The following is a 16,937-nucleotide window of genomic DNA, read 5'->3' as shown; positions in this document are numbered from 1 at the left end:
GGAATGACCCGAGTGACAACCGTATCAACCACAGTCGGACTGCTAGGTGTGCTTCTGGCCATGTTCGCCGCCATCGCAACGGCAGCGTCAGCGCTTGTCCTGATCGGGTTCTCCATGATGATCCTTGGCGTGATGGGCGCGGTGTTCGGAGCAGCGGCCTCGCTCAGCCATGCGTGGCAATCTGCGCGCTAATCATCACCTGCATTAACCCCAGATTCATCTGTTTCCTGCGACACTGCAACCGAAGAGCCATTCGGGATCAGCGCGCATGCGGGACAAGACAGTTGCAGAGTCAGGGGCAGGGCCCGACAGCCCTTTGACCTCGGCAGTTTCCGGTCGGGATCAATCTGTATTGCAGATGGCCTCGGATGCGGTTCGGCACAAACAATGCAAACTGGCCTTTCAGCCGGTGATGCAGGCACAGGCTCCTCATAACGTTGCCTTCTACGAAGGGTTGATCCGCGTGTTGGATGAAACCGGGCGGGTCATCCCTGCGCGGGATTTCATGCCTCAGGTAGAAAACACGCCAATCGGGCGCGAGTTGGATTGCATCGCGCTTGAGATGGGGTTGCAAACACTGGTCAGGAACCCTCAGATCCGGCTGTCGATCAACATGTCGGCGCGTTCGATCGGGTATTCGCACTGGTCACGTATTCTGGACCGCTTTCTCAAACGGGACAGCAATCTAGGCGAACGACTGATTTTGGAGATCTCCGAGAAATCGGCGATGCAGGTGCCCGAACTGGTGATCGACCTGATGGACAGGTTGCAGGAGCGTGGTATTGCCTTTGCTCTGGATGACTTTGGCGCAAGCAATTTCTGCTTTCGACATTTCCGGGAATTCTTGTTTGATGCCGCCAAGATCGACGGTCAGTTCATTCGCGGTATCAGTACCGACCCCGACAACCAAGCCCTCGTCCGCGCATTGATAGCAGTCGCGCGAGAGTTCGAAATTCTGGTCACAGCCGAATCAGTCGAGAATCCGCAAGACGCAGCTTTTCTGAGCGCAAGCGGTGTCGACTGCATGCAGGGTTTCCTATTTGGCGCGCCGTCGCTGTTGCCGCTGTGGAACGCAGAAAGAAATTCCAAAACAGGGACTTAGTTGGGCAATCGGCACGCGAACACTTGCCTGATTGCCGCCTGAGGCAAGCTGTCCGTTGCTGCAAGTGCAGCATTGCGCTATTGCAGAAGTCACTAGAGGGGGGAGAAATTGGCGCTCTGGTACGGGCAGAGGGAGCCCTCTGCGGTCCGTGTCGTCACATTTCCCGCTGGACCACGACGGTAAAGGACAAATTATATGACCAATGTAGTAATCGCATCCGCCGCACGCACAGGTGTGGGCAGCTTTGGCGGCTCGTTTGCCAATACCCCCGCACATGATCTGGGCGCTGCCGTCCTCGAAGCCGTCGTCGAACGCGCCGGCGTCGACAAAGGCGAAGTCAGCGAAACCATCATGGGTCAGGTCCTGACCGCCGCTCAGGGCCAAAACCCCGCACGCCAGGCGCATATCAACGCCGGTCTACCGCAGGAAAGCGCGGCCTGGGGCATTAACCAAGTTTGTGGCTCGGGCCTGCGAGCTGTTGCATTGGGTGCTCAGCACATCCAACTGGGCGATGCGGATATCGTCGCCGCTGGCGGGCAAGAAAACATGACACTGTCTCCCCACGCTGCCGCCCTGCGCGCGGGTCACAAGATGGGTGATATGAAATACATCGACACCATGATCCGCGACGGTCTGTGGGATGCGTTCAACGGCTACCATATGGGTCAAACCGCCGAGAACGTCGCCGAGAAATGGCAGATCAGCCGCGACATGCAGGACGAATTCGCCGTTGCCTCGCAAAACAAAGCTGAGGCTGCGCAAAACGCAGGCAAATTTGCCGACGAGATCGTTCCGTTCACCATCAAAACCCGCAAGGGCGACATCGTGATGGACAAGGACGAATACATCCGTCACGGCGCAACAATGGAAGCAATGGCCAAACTGCGCCCGGCCTTCACCAAAGACGGCTCGGTCACCGCAGCAAACGCTTCGGGCCTGAATGACGGCGCGGCGGCGACCCTGCTGATGTCGGCTGAGAACGCCGAAAAGCGCGGGATTGAGCCTCTGGCCCGTATCGCATCCTACGCGACTGCCGGTCTTGACCCGTCGATCATGGGCGTTGGCCCGATCTACGCTTCGCGCAAAGCGTTGGAGAAAGCAGGTTGGTCGGTTGACGATCTGGATCTGGTCGAAGCCAACGAAGCCTTCGCCGCGCAGGCCTGCGCCGTGAACAAAGACATGGGTTGGGACCCATCGATCGTAAACGTGAACGGGGGCGCAATTGCCATCGGCCACCCGATCGGAGCATCCGGCTGCCGGGTTCTGAACACGCTGCTATTCGAAATGAAGCGCCGTGATGCCAAGAAGGGGCTGGCCACCCTCTGCATCGGTGGCGGCATGGGTGTCGCCCTCTGCGTGGAGCGCGACTAAGTGCGTTGACATCTAAATAAAAAAGGGCGTCCACTGGACGCCCTTTTTTGTTACAATCAAGCTTTACACAACCGCTGCGACAATATCGCCAGACAGAAAGACAAGATCGAACACGAAACGATATTGCGCAACATTCTCTCTCAGAGTAACAGAATTACCAAGACGACCAAAATTGGAGGAGTCATCCATGGCACGTACAGCACTCGTAACCGGCGGTTCTCGCGGCATCGGCGCAGCAATTTCCAAGGCGCTCAAGGCCGAAGGATACAATGTTGCCGCCACCTATGCGGGGAATGACGAAGCCGCTGCAAAATTCACCGAGGAAACCGGCATCGCCACCTACAAGTGGAACGTGGCCGACTATGACGAATCCAAGGCGGGCATCGAAAAGGTCGAGGCCGAAGTCGGCCCCATCGACATCGTCGTCGCTAATGCGGGCATCACGCGCGACGCACCTTTTCACAAGATGACGCCTGAACAGTGGCATCAGGTCATCGACACCAACCTGACCGGCGTTTTCAACACCGTACACCCCGTCTGGCCCGGCATGCGTGAACGCAAGTTTGGCCGCGTTGTCGTCATCAGCTCGATCAACGGTCAGAAAGGCCAGTTCGCTCAGGTGAACTATGCAGCGACCAAAGCGGGTGATCTGGGTATCGTGAAGTCGCTCGCGCAGGAAGGCGCGCGTGCGGGCATCACTGCCAACGCGATCTGCCCTGGCTATATCGCAACCGAAATGGTTATGGCCGTGCCTGAGAAGGTCCGCGAGTCAATCATCGGCCAGATTCCGGCCGGCCGGTTAGGTGAGCCAGAAGAAATCGCGCGCTGCGTCGCATTCCTTGCGTCGGACGATTCGCAGTTCATCAATGGGTCGACCATCTCGGCCAACGGCGCTCAGTTCTTCGTCTGATTTCAGAGCATTGAACGAAAACGGGCCGGTCCTTTTGGACCGGCCCTTCTTTATCCCGTAAGTCCGCGCGCGCTGCGGTCAGCGGGAACCAAACACCCATCCCAGAACTTTGTGAACAAGCTTGCTGCGCTCTTCATGGGCACGACGAATTGCAATCTGGACAGACGGGTTTGTTGACATCTCGATCATGGCGGATCCCCTTTGCTAAAGCTGAACTTGACTTGCCCTAAACATGACCCTTGATTGAAAAAGGCACAAACGAGAGTTTTCAAGCATTCAGATAAGTATTACTTAAGTGACATGAGTGATCGCCTCCCCCCTCTCACCGCTTTGCGCGCCTTTGACGCTGCCGCGCGACACATGTCGTTCGCCAAGGCCGCAGACGAGTTGAACGTCACGCCCGCGGCGCTGTCCTTTCAGATCAAATCGCTTGAAGACCATTTGGGCCATCCGCTGTTTCGCCGCCTGAATCGCGCGGTTGAACTGACCGAGGCGGGCAAAGCCCTCGCCCCAGGAGCTGCCGAGGGGTTTGCGTCACTCAAGGCTGCTTGGGCCGCTACGCGAAGGCTTCAGGACAACAACACCCTCACCGTGACGGCCGGACCTGCGCTGACGGCCAAATGGCTGGCTCCACGCCTTTATGATTTTGCCCGCGCCCATCCCGAAATCGACCTGAGGTTCTCAGCCACCCTGCGCAATATGGACCTTGAGAGGGACGACGTGGATGTCGCGATCCGGTTTGGCTATGGCGGGGATGATGGGCTCTATTGCCTGCCGGTTCGTAAAGAGTGGCTAACCCCTGTCATGACACCCGAATTGGCCGCCGAGTTCACAACTCCCGAAAGCCTGCGCGACGCGCCTCTGATTCATGACGATTCGATTGCGTTTTTGAAACCTCCGGCGGATTGGCCGACGTGGTTCCGCGCTGTTGGCGTGGAGTTCACGCCGACCCACGGGGCGCATTTTTCCAACGCAGACCACGCGATTGACGCGGCCGTCGCTGGAGTGGGCGTGGCCTTGGGGCGACGAGCGATGATCATCAAGGACATGATGGAGGGGAGGCTGGTCGCGCCGTTCAAAACCGCCATTGAGACCAAAGGCCGCTTTCGATTTCTCTGCCTGCCCGGAGCGGAAAACCGGCCTCAGGTCGCAGCATTTCGCGATTGGTTTGTTGCGGAGATTGAAAAAACCGCTCATATCTCGGACGAATTCACCATTGTTCCTGTAGAAGACGTCTCATCCATATGACCAGACAACGCGCCACCGGTATTGGCTTCATTGCGGTTTTGCTTTGGGCGCTATTGGCCCTGTTCACAGTCGGGTCAGCCCCAACACCGCCGCTGCTGCTGAATGCAATCTGCTTCAGTATCGGCGGTACTTTGGGGCTTGTCTGGACGTGGCGATCGGGTGGATTGTCCCAGCTGCGACGCATCAGCTGGAAAGTCTACGCCTTTGGAACGGTGGGACTGTTCGGCTACCACGCGCTATACTTCTCGGCCCTGCGGATGGCCCCGGCGGCCGAGGCGGGGCTGATCGCCTATCTCTGGCCGCTGCTTATCGTCCTGTTCTCGGGCCTGTTACCCGGAGAGAATCTGCGGGCTGGCCACCTGATCGGAGCGTGCTTGGGCTTTGCCGGAGCAACACTGATCATCACCGGAGGCGGCAGCGCCGGGTTTCAAGCCGACCACCTACCGGGATACGCGCTGGCGTTCCTATGCGCACTGACATGGTCAGGCTACTCCGTTTTGTCGCGGAAACTGGGTGAAACGCCCACAAGCTCGGTCGCGGTGTTCTGCGTGTTCACGGCGATCGCCTCATGGGGCCTGCATTTCGCGCTTGAGGCACCGGTCTGGCCGGACACCACGCTCAGTTGGTTATCGACACTGGCTCTTGGTCTGGGGCCGGTCGGTCTGGCGTTCTATGTCTGGGATATCGGGGTCAAGCAGGGCGACATTCAGATGCTGGGTACGAGCTCATATGCTGCACCTTTGCTGTCTACCGTGGTTCTGGTTTTTGCCGGGATCGCCATGCCGACATGGACATTGGCGATCGCGGCGGTCTTGATCACCGGCGGGGCCGTGGTTGCGGCACGCGCCAGTCTTAAAGGTTAGGTCGATAAGCGCTCGATCTCTTCCTTCAGCCTTAGCTTCTGTTTCTTTAGCTGGGCGATATGAAGATCATCAATGCCTGGCGCGCGTTGAGCTTGTTCCACTTCGAGACCGAGAGATTCGTGCTTCTTCTTCAGTTCCGTCAGATGTGCGCTCACGCTCATGGCGATCCTCCTTGTTTACGTGTCTAGATGTCACGTAAGAAGTTGAGCATATCGTTTCCACCCTGTCACGCCGCAGACGCGAAGAAAACGTGATAAATCCGACAAATTCGGCTGGTCATTGCCGATTGACGTGAAACGGCCCCAACGCCGCGCCTTGTCGCAGCACATCCGAGAGTTCCGGCGTATAGCTGTCACCGTCGCGCTCATGCCGTTGACCCGCATGCAGGATGATAGGCGCATGCAGCCGGAACGCCGCCCGCCCGCCTTTTCGGGCCCGTAGAATCACAAGCTCGGCCTCTCGCCCTACGCGGGCCGCAAGCGGCAGCACTTCGACCGAGCCCAGATGCCCACTACAGGCCAAAAGCATATCGTGCAGGCGATCCGCCTTTTGGATCATGTGCAGATAGCCGCGCGGGGCCAGCCGTTTGGCCGCGACATCAATCCAATCGGCAATAGGCGTCTGCTCCCCCAAAGCCACACTGCGCCCCCTGTCCGTAGCTGCGCTATGGGCCCCGGCGCGATAGTAGGGCGGGTTGGCGATCACGTGGTCGAACTGGCGCTGCTTAAGATCGGAGGGCAGTTCGGTCAGATCAGTGGAAAGGACTTCCAACACCAAATTGTTATCTGCGGCATTGCGGCGAGCCAGATCTGCGTAGGCCGGTTGCAATTCGACGCCGCACAGTTCCAATCCGGGGATTCGTGTCGCTAAGCACAGTATTGCCGCCCCTGCCCCGCAGCCAAGCTCCAGCACCGACTGACTAGAGGTTGCGGGCACGCTGGCCGCTAGCAAAACAGGGTCGACCCCAGCGCGATAGCCCGACACGGGTTGCCACAGGCGCAAACGCCCACCGAGGAAATCATTCCGGCTTAGCTCATCCTCCGTGAATCCGCTCATCGCCCCAGCGGAATCTCGTTGTCGCGCATCACACGCTCCGCTCGGGTCAGGTCATCGGCCCGAACCATCAGACGACGGGGGAAAATTCCGATACCGCCTTCGAGGATGCTCATATTTACGTCCATCTGAAAGCAGTCTATATCCTCGCCCTCAAGAAGAGCGGATGCAAAGGCCAGGATTGTCGGATCGGTGCTGCGCAATAGTTCTTTCATGGGGATGGATGTAAGGGCAAGGCAAGGCGAAAGTCGAGCCTTGTATCAGGAGTGTGATGGGCATCAGCACAATCTCGAGGCCGCACGAACGGCTGGCCGAAATGTTGACCGGCGAAATGGAGGCGGTGAATACGCTGATCCGGACCCGGATGGCGTCCGAACACGCGCCCCGTATCCCCGAGGTGACCGCGCATCTGGTCGAAGCAGGTGGCAAGCGCCTGCGCCCGATGCTGACATTGGCTGCGGCACGGCTGTTTGGCTATACGGGCGAACATCACGTGCGTCTGGCCGCGACGGTTGAGTTCATTCACACCGCGACCCTGTTGCATGACGATGTGGTCGACGAAAGCGCCCAACGACGCGGGCGGCCTACGGCGAACCTGTTGTGGGACAACAAATCCAGCGTGTTGGTGGGCGACTATCTGTTTTCTCGCAGCTTCCAGTTGATGGTTGAAACCGGGTCACTGCGCGTTTTGGACATCCTCGCCAATGCCTCGGCAACGATTGCCGAAGGCGAGGTACTGCAGATGACCGCCGCCACCGATTTGAACACGGATGAGAGCATCTACCTGCAGGTCGTGCGCGGCAAGACCGCGGCCCTGTTTTCCGCTGCGACCGAGGTTGGCGGCGTGATTGCGGAAGCCTCGGACGCGCAGGTCAAAGCTCTGTTCGACTATGGAGATGCCTTGGGCATTGCCTTCCAAATCGCCGACGATCTGCTGGACTATCAGGGTGACAGCAAGGCAACTGGCAAGAATGTGGGCGATGATTTCCGCGAACGCAAACTGACCCTGCCGGTGATCAAGGCCGTCGCGCAGGCCACCGCGGATGAGCGCATCTTCTGGGAGCGTACGATCGAGAAAGGCCGCCAGCAGAACGGCGATCTGGAACATGCGCTTGGGCTGATGAACAAATACCAGACGCTCGAGGCGACCCGTCAGGACGCGCTGGGTTGGGCGAACAAGGCCAAAGCCTCGCTCGAGGTTCTGCCTGATCACGAAATCCGCACTCTGCTGCGCGATCTGGCTGACTACGTGGTCTCGCGCCTCAACTGAGGCTGGTTGCGCGGCACCACCAATCGGGCTGGGCCGCGCCGATCTCATAGGCTGCGAAATGCGCGGCCTTCATCGACGGATAAAGCGCAAAACAGGTCGAGCCTGACCCGGACATTCGGGCCAGCAACACATCCCTTGTGTCCGCCAACTCCTCCAAAACGCGCCCGATTTGCGGGGCCTGGCTTATGGCGGGCTGTTCAAGGTCGTTTCTCTGGTTCGAGAGCCACGCGGCGCAGTCTTCCACGCCCGCGAATGAGGGGATTTGATCTGGCAATCCCGGATTGTCCCGCGACGCCATTGCGCCGAAGACCGATCCGGTCGGAACCTCGACACCCGGATTGACCAACAGGGCTGGCAATGACGGCAAAGCGATCCGATCCACCTGTTCGCCAATCCCACGCATCCGCGCAGCCTCGGCCGCCAAGCAGACCGATACATCGGCCCCTAACGCGGTCGGAAGATGCGGCGGGATATCAAATCCTTGCGCCGCCGCGTGGCGCAGCATGGCCGCCGCGTCCGAGGACCCTCCGCCAATGCCGCCGCCATGGGGCAGCACCTTGTTCAACGTGATATGGCCTGTCCAACCAGTGCCCTCGGCGGCTTTCCAGACCAGATTTCGGCTGTCTGTGGGAACCCCGTCGGCATGCTCTCCGCTCACCGAGATCGAAATACCTACGCCCGGGTCAAACGTCAGCTGATCGCCAATGTCGGCAAAAGCCACTAGTGAATCCAACAGATGATAGCCATCGGCGCGCTGGCCGGTGACATGCAGGGTTAGATTGACCTTGGCGGGCGCAAAGGCGCTAGTTGCCATTGGCAACCTTCAACGGATCCGCGCCCTCTTCGGACAGAACCGAATCCAGACCGACCTCGAGCTTGCGTCGGATGCGTTCGGGATCAGCCTCACCATCGGTGTCTTCGGGATCAACAAAGGACAGCGCCCGTTTCCACTGGAACTCAGCCTCGCGGGCGCGTCCGACGGCCCAGTAGACATCGCCCAAATGGTCGTTGACCACCGGATCCACCGGCATCAGCTCAACCGCGCGCTCCATATGCTCGACCGCTTCGTCATAGCGACCAAGGCGGAACAGGACCCAGCCCAGGCTGTCGACGATATAACCACTGTCGGGGCGAGCCGCGACGGCGCGTTCGATCATGTCCAGCGCCTCATCGAGTTTTTCGCGACGTTCGACAAGCGAATAGCCCAGATAGTTCAGAACCTGCGGCTGATCCGGGTTCAGCTCAAGCGCGCGACGGAAATCGGCTTCGGCCTGATCCCATTGCTTGAGACGCTCATGAGAAATCCCGCGCGCGTAGTGCAGGAACCAATTCGCGGCCGAGACACCCTCCGCCAGATCAATTGCGGTGTTGTAGGAATCAACCGCGGCGGCATAGTTTTCCTCGCGGCGCTGAAGATCGGCCAAAGCGACATGGACACTGGGAAGATCAGGCTTTTCCGCAGCCAGCGATTGCAGAACCTCAACCGCCGCATCGGTTTTGCCGGATTGCCCCAGAACATCAGCCCGGCCCAGTTCGGCCACGTGGTGATCGGTGCTGTCCTTGGGAACCGCGCGATACGCTTCGACCGCAAGATCAAGCTGGTTGAGTTCCGACAGAAGCTCGGCGCTCATCAAAAGGGCGTCGACGTGATCGGGCCGCAGAAAGCTGGCCGTGCGAGCATAGAGCAGAACGTAGTCCGGCGCGGCCTCGTCATTCAACGCGGCACCGACGGAAAAGAAGATCTCAGCCATGCCGTCTTGCGCCGTCACTACATGGGTAAAGGGCAGCGTTTCGCCGTCTGACAATCGGCTTGTATAGTCTGCGATCGATGGATCGCTTCCGGCCTGAAACACGTCGGCTAGGAAGGTCAGAGCATCCTCATTCCGGTCAAGCTGCGACAGAACCTCGGTTCGGGCCAGCGCGGCGCGGCGGGTGAACCGGGCCACGACCCCGTCATCGGCTGCGAAAATCGCCTCGGCCCCTTCGAAATCACCGATCGACGCCAGGGCCATCGCTTTGTGATAGAGGGCAAACTCGCGTAGCCCTTCTTGCGTTGTGACCGTGTCGAACTGCTCCATCGCCTTGGTCATCTCACCCTGACCAAGATAGGCCCATGCGGTCATCAGCCCATCGACCAAAGGACCCACGCCCTGCGTTTCGGGATCACGAGACAGCAGGGTCTCCCAATCGCCCTCGGCGATCAGGTTGGCGGCGATGGCAATCCGGGCTGCCTGACTTGGCAGGCCAATCTCTTCAATCGTCTGGGCGATGGGCAATGCGCGCTCAACCTCGCCCAGCGCCAGCCGGGCAACGACCACGCTTTCCAACAGCAAGGCGTTCTGCGGATCAGACCGCAATGCCTGCGCGTAATACCTTTCGGCGGCGGCATAGTCGTTTTCGTAGATTGCCTGACGTCCGGCCAAATAGGCCCCGGACCCGGTATCCGAAAATGCCGGGATTGCGACCGAGGATGAAAGCAGCGCGGCCAGTGCCACGCGACGAACCAGGGAAACCACCAAAATCCTGCCTTGCTATCGTTGACTGCACGTTAAGCTAGGGCCTCGGTCGGCAAGAGGCAATGGCTCAAGGTTCACGACGCCGCCATTGCACCGGTTTTCGCCTAAGAACTGGCCGCCCTGTTGCACGGATCAAGCAGGAGCGCCGTCCAACACTCAATGGCAGCTCATCAATAGGGCTTTTGGTTGGCTCACCCTGGCGGAGGATTTGGGTACCTTTCGCGTTTCATAAGGCACATGTTCGGTTTGAGTGACTTCAACTCATTCAGAGTGAAGTATTTTTGCGATTGCGCAAAAGACCGACTGACGGAATGGTGCTTCCAAACACTGTTGGCAAACCAGACACGGTATGAACATACGATGAAGTCACATGCGAAAGTTGTTGTGGTCGGGGGCGGCTGCGTTGGCGCCTCGATCCTGTATGGTCTGACCGAACATGGCTGCACAGATGCGGTGATGTTGGAGCGGACGACGCTAACGTCAGGGTCCACTTGGCACGCCGCCGGTTTGCTTGTGACCTTTGTACGGTCGCGAAACGTGTCGAAGATGACCATGGAAACCATCCGCATTTATACCGAGGTTGAGGAAAAGATGGGCGCCTCGGTGGGCCTTCGCAAAGTGGGCCAGCTGCGCGTTGCCAATACCGAAAAGCGCTGGGATGAGTTCCGGTCCTATATCTCGATCGCCGAAGCCGCCGGGGTGCCCTGCAAGCTGCTGACACCGGAAGAGATTGCCGAGGTGCACCCTCTGCTGAACCAAAGCCCGGATATTCGTGGCGGCATCCTGCATACCGAAGACGGCTATGTGAATCCCGCCGACATCACCATGGCGCTGGCCAAGCTGGCGCGCGATGCCGGGGCCAAGGTCTATCAGAACACCGAAGCCACCGCTTACGAAAAGCTCGAGAACGGCCACTGGAAGGTAACCACCAATCAGGGTGAGATCACTTGTGAGCATCTGATCTTTGCCACCGGTAACTATGCGCGCGAAAACGCGCGCCGGGTGGGTCTGGACCTGCCCTGTATCCCGATCGTTCACCAATATTGGACAACCGAGACCGTGCCCTTGCTGAAAGAACGCAAGGCACAGGGCCTGCCGGAATTCCCGATCCTGCGGGACGAGGATTATGGTGCCTATCTGCGCGAAGACGTGGGCGGCATCCAGTTTGGCCCCTATGAATTCACCAAGGACCTCAAGCTGTTCGCCGAAGATCGCGTGCCACCGGATTTCGGCGCCGACCTTCTGCCCGAAGATTTCGACGCCGTGGAAACCCAGTGGGAACGCGCCGTCGAACGGGTTCCGACGCTGGGCGAGGTTGGCATCAAGGCCAACACCCGCGGCCCGTTCCAGATGACCCCGGACGAGCTGCCTCTGGCCGGTCCTGCACCCGGGCACGAGAACCTGTGGCTGGCCGAAGGGATGCCCGGCGGCATCCTGTGGGGCGGCACGGTCGGGAACCGTCTGGCAAAGTGGATCGTGGATGGCGATCCGGGCATGGACATGTCGGAACTCGACCCGCGCCGGTTCTCGGACTATGCCTCGAAACGGTGGACCATGGACAAGGTGCGCGAGACATGGGGCACCCATATGGATGCCCATGTCCCCGGTGAGGATTTCCCCGAAGCCCGCCCGATGAAAACTGCAGGCTCCTACGATCTGTTGACCGCGCAGGGTGCCGTCTGGACCAGCTTCAACGGATATGAATTCCCGCGCTGGTTCGCCAAATCACCCGAAGAGGCGATCCCCGAACACTCCTTCCGCCGCACCAATCATATGGGGTTGGTTCAGGAAGAAGTGCGCCGCACGCGCGAAGAGGCGGGCTTCATCGAGATGTCTCCGATGACCAAATTCACCGTGCGCGGGCCGGGTGCGGCCGGATGGCTGGACGGTCTGATGGCCAACAAACTGCCCAAGGTAGGGCGCATGACCCTGTCGCTAATGCTGAATGACAAGGGCGGGATGGATGCGGAATACACCATCGTGCGCTACGGCGAGGATGATTTCTACCTGATCTCGACCCCGAATTGGCAGGCCTATAACTGGGACCAGATGCAGCGTCTGCTGCCCAAAGACGGCTCAGTCGTGATGGAAGATATCTCGGAACAGCTGGGCGTGATCGCTCTGGCCGGTCCGAAATCGCGCGAGATCCTGTCGAAACTGACCGACAATGATATGTCGAACGAGGCCTTCCCGTGGCTTTCGGCGCAAATGGGTGAAGTCGGCTATGCCAAGGGCGTTCACCTGCTGCGCGTCTCCTACACCGGTGAGCTGGGATGGGAGCTGCACCATCCGGCGGGCTACAACCGTCATCTCGTGGATCTGTTGCTGAAGGCGGGCGTGAAACCGTTCGGTCTTGAGGCGCTGGAGTCCATGCGGCTCGAGAAATCCTACCGTGCCATCAACCGTGAGATCTGCAAGGACCTAACCCCGTATGAGGCCGATCTGGGCCGGTTCGTCGCAATAACCGAGAAGATCGGCGGGCAAGTAGTTGAACGAGACTTCATCGGCAAACCCGCTCTGCTGAAACAGCAGGACGCGCGCGGATACAACACTCTGGTCACGTTGAAACTGCCCTATTGCGATACCTCGGTGATGTTTGACGAGGGTGTCTATTCCGACGGCAAACTGATCGGGCGTGTCACCTCGGGCGGGTTCTCATATTATTGCAACCATGACATCGCAATGGCGCTGGTGCCGCAGAACATGACGGCACCGGGCACCAGAATGCAGGTGCTGGTCCATAACGAGATGCGCGAGGCCGAGGTCATCGACACCTGCGCCGTAGATCCCTCAAGCGCTCGCGCACGCGCCTGACAAGAACAACGGGGGGGCTTGCGACCCCTTTCACAAACACAAGGACAGGATTTAGCCAATGACCGATATCTCGACGAAAACGCTCTCACTCCAAGAGGTTAGAGAATTGGCGAAATCCGTCCTTGTGGCTGCGGGCATGGATGATCCGGGCAGCGACATGATTGCTGAGATCGTCGTCAAATCCGAACGCGACGGCCCACGCAGCCACGGTTTGCGCATGCTACCGGTCTACGCGCAGAGCTTTACCTCGGGCTATGCCAACCCCGCAGCCCACCCTACATTCGAGCGTATCGCACCGGGCGTTCTGCGTGGTGACGCAGACAATGGATACTACCAGATCGCTGCGGCCGCAGCACGGGACGAGCTGATTGCGATGGCCCGTGAAAACGGGATCGCCGCCTTCACCTGCGCCAACAGTCATCACCTTGGGGCGTTGCGCTTTGACACCGAACCGCTGGCCGAGGCGGGGTTGGTGGCTTTGGCTGTCGTCAACTCACTGTCGATGGTGGTGCCTCAGGGAGGCGCGCGCCCTGTCTTTGGCACCAACCCGATGTCGTTTGCCTGCCCGCGTGACGGAATGGAGCCCATCGTTTGGGATCAGGCGTCCTCGACGGTCGCGTTGATGGATATCCGCATGGCCGCCGCCGAAGGGCATGACCTGCCGCGCCCTGCAGGTCTGGCCCCGGATGGCCAGCCCAGCGCCGATCCCAACGCCATTCTGGAAACCCGCAGCCTGTTGCCCTTTGGCGAGCACAAAGGGGCCGCGATCGCCTTCCTGATCGAGGTCATGGGCGCGGCGCTGGCCGGGGGCACCCTCTCGGTCGACAATGCCGAGCGCGAGGCGCATGGCGCGCTGAACGTCAAGGGCGGCGCGACCCTGATCGCGATGGATCCGACGCGGTTCGGAAATGCCGCTTTCAACGACTATGTCACGCGCATCTGCGCCGAGATCGACGGCAACGGCACCGCCCGCATCCCCGGTGACGGGCGGCTGAAGAACCGCGCCGCATCTCAGGACGGTGGCGTCAGCGTCAGCACCGAGTTGCTGTCGCAGTTGCAAGACTTGCAGTAAGGGCTCGAACCAATGGCAAAGGTGGTTGTGGTCGGCGGCGGCGTCGTGGGTATCTCCTGCGCGCTGGCCTTGCATGCCGATGGGCACGCGGTTTCGGTTGTCGAACCCGGACCCGTGGGTGAAGGGGCCAGCTGGGCCTCATGCGGCTGTATCGCCATCGGTGAGATCGTACCGCTGTCGCAGCCGGGCATGCTGATGAAGGTGCCGGGCTGGCTGTTGGACCCCGAGGCGCCCTTGGCGCTGCGTCCGTCCTCGGCGCTGCGGGTCCTGCCCTGGTTCGCGCGCTTCACCGCGAATGCGCGCCGGGCGCGAATGCGGGCCATCGCGGCGGATCTGGCGCGGCTGACCTTTGCCGCCACCGATGATTTCAAGGCGCAACTGGCCGATATCGGTCGGCCCGAGTTGCTGGTCGAAAAGCCGGTGATCAAACTGTTCGACGATGACAGCGACCGCGCCACCATGGCCGCCGCCTTTGATCTGGCCCGAGAGCTGGGCTGCTCGATCGAAGACATCCCCGGCCCCGCAGCGCATGAGATTGATCCGGCCATCGCGCCCGATTTCAAACACGCCGCCCTGCTGCATGACTGGAGCTTCGTGACCGAGCCAAAGGGGCTGGTCGAAGCCCTGCACCAGGCCTTTGCCAGCCGTGGCGGTACTGTCGTCACCGGCAAGGCCGAAGTGTTCCAACGCAGCGGGCGCAATGTGCAGGGCGTGCGCCTTGCAGACGGTCAGGTTCTGACCGCGGACGAGTTCGTTCTTGCGGCGGGCACACACTCGCGCGGCTTGGCGCAGGATCTGGGCGTACCCATCCAGTTGGAAGGGGTGATTGGCTACTCCACCGCCTTGCCTGACAGCGGTGTCGACCTGGCCCACACCGTGTTCTACGCCAAGGGCGGGTTCGGGATCACACCGTATGAGGACGCTCTGGCCGTCGCCGGAACCATCGAATTCGCGGATGCCGACGCGAAACCCAACTGGAACCGCGCCGATATTCTGGTCAAACGCGCAAAACGCGTGTTGCCGGGGCTTGGAACGGACAAGGCCGAGCGCCGCATGGGGCGACGCCCTTTCACTCCGGACACCCGGCCTATCATCGGCCGCAGCGGCCGATTGGCGAATGTCACCTTCGACACCGGCCATGGGCAGTTGGGCCTGACGCTTGGGGCCACGACCGCGCGGCTGGTGAAGGATGAAATCGCGGGCCGTGCGCCCTCAATCGACATTCAGGCCTTCAGCCCGGACCGGTTCTAAGGTCAGGGCAGGCTCAGCTTTGCCATCCGCCCGCCATCGACCGTATAGACCTGCCCGGTGATAAAGCCGCTTTCCTCGGCGGCCAGAAACGCCGCCAAGGCAGCCACTTCTTCGGGCCTGCCGGTGCGGGCGACCGGGTGGATCTGGCCGATGTCCCGGCGAAACGCATCCGGGTCGGGCATTGAGTCAATGAAGTCGAGGTTCAACTCGGTGTCGATCCAGCCCGGAGCGATGGCGTTACAGCGGATACCTTCGGCCCCGTGATCCACCGCCACGGCGCGGGTCAGCCCGTGCAGCCCGGCTTTGGAGGCGCAATAGGCCGCGTGGCCCGGATTGCTGCCCAGCCCCTCGATCGAGCCGGTATTGACGATGCTGCCCTTTGTCTTGCGCAGATGGGGCAAAGCGGCCTGAATCATCAGGAAAGGCGCGGTCAGGTTGACGGTCAGGTTTTTCTGCCAGTCCTCCAACGTCATCTCTTCGACGCGGGCCTCCTGCATCATCCCGGCATTGTTGACCAGAACGTCCAGCTGCCCGGCGCGGGCGATGACCTCGGCCACCACCTGTGCAGGCGCGGCTGGATCGGTGAAATCGGCCGCGATCCCTTCAAAGTGATCATCCCCACCGCGCTGAGCGGTAAAGACGCGCGCGCCCTCCTCCGTCAGCCGTGCCGCGATGGCCTGCCCGATCCCCGAGCGGCCGCCGGTGACCAGCGCGACCTTGCCCTCAAACCGCCTCATGCGACCGGCTTCCCGCCATTGACCTCGACCAGCGTGCCGCACATGTAGCGCGCCGCATCCGAGGCGAGGAACAGGACCACATCGGCAATATCCTCAGGCTCGGCAATCCGGCCCAGAGGCACGGTTTTACCCAGTTCGGTCACGGCCTCGTCAGGATCAAACCCGCGCTTGGCAAAGCCCGAGCGCAGCATCGGCGTGTTGACCTCATTCGGGCACACCGCGTTGATGCGGATGCCCTGATGTGCGTGATCCATCCCCATACATTCGGTCAGCGAGGCAATCGCCGCTTTGGTCATGCAATAAAGCGCATGGTTCGGCCCCGGCGCCTTGCCGCCCCAGCAGGACGCGGTGTTGACGATGGCCCCTCCGCCGGTTTCAGCCATCAGCGGAATGGCAGCGCGGCAGATCCGAAACGGAGCCTCGACATTCACGCCCATGGACAAGCTCCAGTCGGCGTCCGAGGTCTCGGTCACCGGGCCACGGGTGATGACACCGGCATTGTTGATCACGATGTCGAGGCCACCCAAAGCTTGTTGCGCGGCAGAGGCCAATTGGTCGCAATAAGCCGGGTCGAGCAGATCGCCGGGTAGATGCGCCTCGGCCTCAATCCCGTCGGTCGAACGATCCGCAACCGCGACCCGAGCACCCTGCGCGCGCAGCTGGTTGACGATGGCCTGACCGATTCCTCCGGCCGCGCCGGTGACGAGGGCGTTTTTGTCTTGAAACATGT

17 protein-coding genes are annotated in these 16,937 nt (G+C 60.5%); 10 read left to right on the top strand and 7 right to left on the bottom strand.

Features of this window, described 5'->3' with window-relative positions:
• Positions 1 to 3 precede the first annotated feature (3 nt).
• The 6 genes from ACR0KL_RS12485 to yddG all read left to right on the top strand — a co-directional run bounded on the left by ACR0KL_RS12485 (position 4) and on the right by yddG (position 5,494).
• Positions 4 to 192: a hypothetical protein gene (locus ACR0KL_RS12485; protein WP_170639893.1), complete on the top strand. Its 189-nt coding sequence runs from the start codon at positions 4 to 6 to the stop codon at positions 190 to 192.
• Between the two features lie 76 nt (positions 193 to 268).
• Entirely contained in the window at positions 269 to 1,102 is an 834-nt protein-coding gene (locus ACR0KL_RS12480; protein WP_480777096.1) for an EAL domain-containing protein, read from the top strand.
• Positions 1,103 to 1,297: 195 nt separating this feature from the next.
• Positions 1,298 to 2,473: an acetyl-CoA C-acetyltransferase gene (locus ACR0KL_RS12475; RefSeq protein ID WP_170379022.1), complete on the top strand. Its 1,176-nt coding sequence runs from the start codon at positions 1,298 to 1,300 to the stop codon at positions 2,471 to 2,473.
• A 187-nt stretch (positions 2,474 to 2,660) separates the two neighbouring features.
• On the top strand, positions 2,661 to 3,383 hold the full coding sequence (phbB, locus tag ACR0KL_RS12470) for an acetoacetyl-CoA reductase (protein ID WP_170678711.1): 723 nt from the start codon (positions 2,661 to 2,663) through the stop codon (positions 3,381 to 3,383).
• Positions 3,384 to 3,683: 300 nt separating this feature from the next.
• Positions 3,684 to 4,631 (top strand): transcriptional regulator GcvA, encoded by a 948-nt coding sequence (locus tag ACR0KL_RS12465; protein ID WP_170379026.1) that lies wholly within the window; start codon positions 3,684 to 3,686, stop codon positions 4,629 to 4,631.
• A complete protein-coding gene (gene yddG / locus ACR0KL_RS12460; protein ID WP_170678709.1) occupies positions 4,628 to 5,494 on the top strand; it encodes an aromatic amino acid exporter YddG in 867 nt (288 codons plus the stop codon). Before ACR0KL_RS12465 ends, yddG begins: the two co-directional genes overlap by 4 nt.
• On the opposite strand, the gene ACR0KL_RS12455 is transcribed toward yddG, so the two are convergent.
• The 3 genes from ACR0KL_RS12455 to ACR0KL_RS12445 form a co-directional block, all read right to left on the bottom strand.
• Positions 5,491 to 5,655: a YdcH family protein gene (locus ACR0KL_RS12455; protein ID WP_170379030.1), complete on the bottom strand. Its 165-nt coding sequence runs from the start codon at positions 5,653 to 5,655 to the stop codon at positions 5,491 to 5,493. The two genes, yddG and ACR0KL_RS12455, sit on opposite strands and share 4 nt — an antisense overlap.
• A gap of 115 nt (positions 5,656 to 5,770) precedes the next feature.
• Complete coding sequence (locus ACR0KL_RS12450; protein WP_170678707.1) at positions 5,771 to 6,550, bottom strand: methyltransferase; 780 nt, start codon at positions 6,548 to 6,550, stop codon at positions 5,771 to 5,773.
• Positions 6,547 to 6,762, bottom strand: a complete 216-nt coding sequence (locus ACR0KL_RS12445) for a putative signal transducing protein (protein ID WP_037316655.1) — start codon at positions 6,760 to 6,762, stop codon at positions 6,547 to 6,549. The genes ACR0KL_RS12450 and ACR0KL_RS12445 overlap by 4 nt, the downstream gene beginning before the upstream one ends.
• 56 nt (positions 6,763 to 6,818) lie before the next feature.
• Here ACR0KL_RS12445 and ACR0KL_RS12440 point away from each other — a divergent pair, with 56 nt between their 5' ends.
• On the top strand, positions 6,819 to 7,817 hold the full coding sequence (locus ACR0KL_RS12440; RefSeq protein ID WP_170678705.1) for a polyprenyl synthetase family protein: 999 nt from the start codon (positions 6,819 to 6,821) through the stop codon (positions 7,815 to 7,817).
• Here ACR0KL_RS12440 and ACR0KL_RS12435 read toward each other — a convergent pair.
• Positions 7,810 to 8,631 carry a 4-(cytidine 5'-diphospho)-2-C-methyl-D-erythritol kinase gene (locus tag ACR0KL_RS12435; protein WP_170678702.1) on the bottom strand — a complete coding sequence of 274 codons (822 nt, stop codon included), beginning with the start codon at positions 8,629 to 8,631 and terminating at the stop codon, positions 7,810 to 7,812. The genes ACR0KL_RS12440 and ACR0KL_RS12435 overlap by 8 nt on opposite strands.
• The gene (locus ACR0KL_RS12430) at positions 8,621 to 10,336 is read right to left on the bottom strand and encodes a tetratricopeptide repeat protein (RefSeq protein ID WP_480555108.1); all 1,716 of its coding nucleotides are present in this window, start codon (positions 10,334 to 10,336) and stop codon (positions 8,621 to 8,623) included. Before ACR0KL_RS12430 ends, ACR0KL_RS12435 begins: the two co-directional genes overlap by 11 nt.
• A gap of 357 nt (positions 10,337 to 10,693) precedes the next feature.
• On the opposite strand from ACR0KL_RS12430, the gene ACR0KL_RS12425 reads away from it, so the two are divergent.
• Genes ACR0KL_RS12425 through ACR0KL_RS12415 form a run of 3 tightly spaced genes read left to right on the top strand, consistent with a single transcriptional unit; the run spans position 10,694 to position 15,470 of the window.
• On the top strand, positions 10,694 to 13,147 hold the full coding sequence (locus tag ACR0KL_RS12425) for a GcvT family protein (protein WP_480777095.1): 2,454 nt from the start codon (positions 10,694 to 10,696) through the stop codon (positions 13,145 to 13,147).
• 58 nt (positions 13,148 to 13,205) lie between these two features.
• Positions 13,206 to 14,219 carry an Ldh family oxidoreductase gene (locus ACR0KL_RS12420; RefSeq protein ID WP_170678697.1) on the top strand — a complete coding sequence of 338 codons (1,014 nt, stop codon included), beginning with the start codon at positions 13,206 to 13,208 and terminating at the stop codon, positions 14,217 to 14,219.
• Between the two features lie 12 nt (positions 14,220 to 14,231).
• Complete coding sequence (locus ACR0KL_RS12415; RefSeq protein ID WP_480777094.1) at positions 14,232 to 15,470, top strand: NAD(P)/FAD-dependent oxidoreductase; 1,239 nt, start codon at positions 14,232 to 14,234, stop codon at positions 15,468 to 15,470.
• A gap of 2 nt (positions 15,471 to 15,472) precedes the next feature.
• Here ACR0KL_RS12415 and ACR0KL_RS12410 read toward each other — a convergent pair whose 3' ends face one another.
• Positions 15,473 to 16,207 carry an SDR family oxidoreductase gene (locus ACR0KL_RS12410; protein WP_170678692.1) on the bottom strand — a complete coding sequence of 245 codons (735 nt, stop codon included), beginning with the start codon at positions 16,205 to 16,207 and terminating at the stop codon, positions 15,473 to 15,475.
• Entirely contained in the window at positions 16,204 to 16,935 is a 732-nt protein-coding gene (locus ACR0KL_RS12405; protein ID WP_170678690.1) for an SDR family oxidoreductase, read from the bottom strand. The genes ACR0KL_RS12410 and ACR0KL_RS12405 overlap by 4 nt, the downstream gene beginning before the upstream one ends.
• Positions 16,936 to 16,937: the final 2 nt, after the last annotated feature.

This window comes from Ruegeria sp. C8 (assembly GCF_056537565.1).
This window is presented reverse-complemented; position numbering and strand designations above follow the sequence as displayed.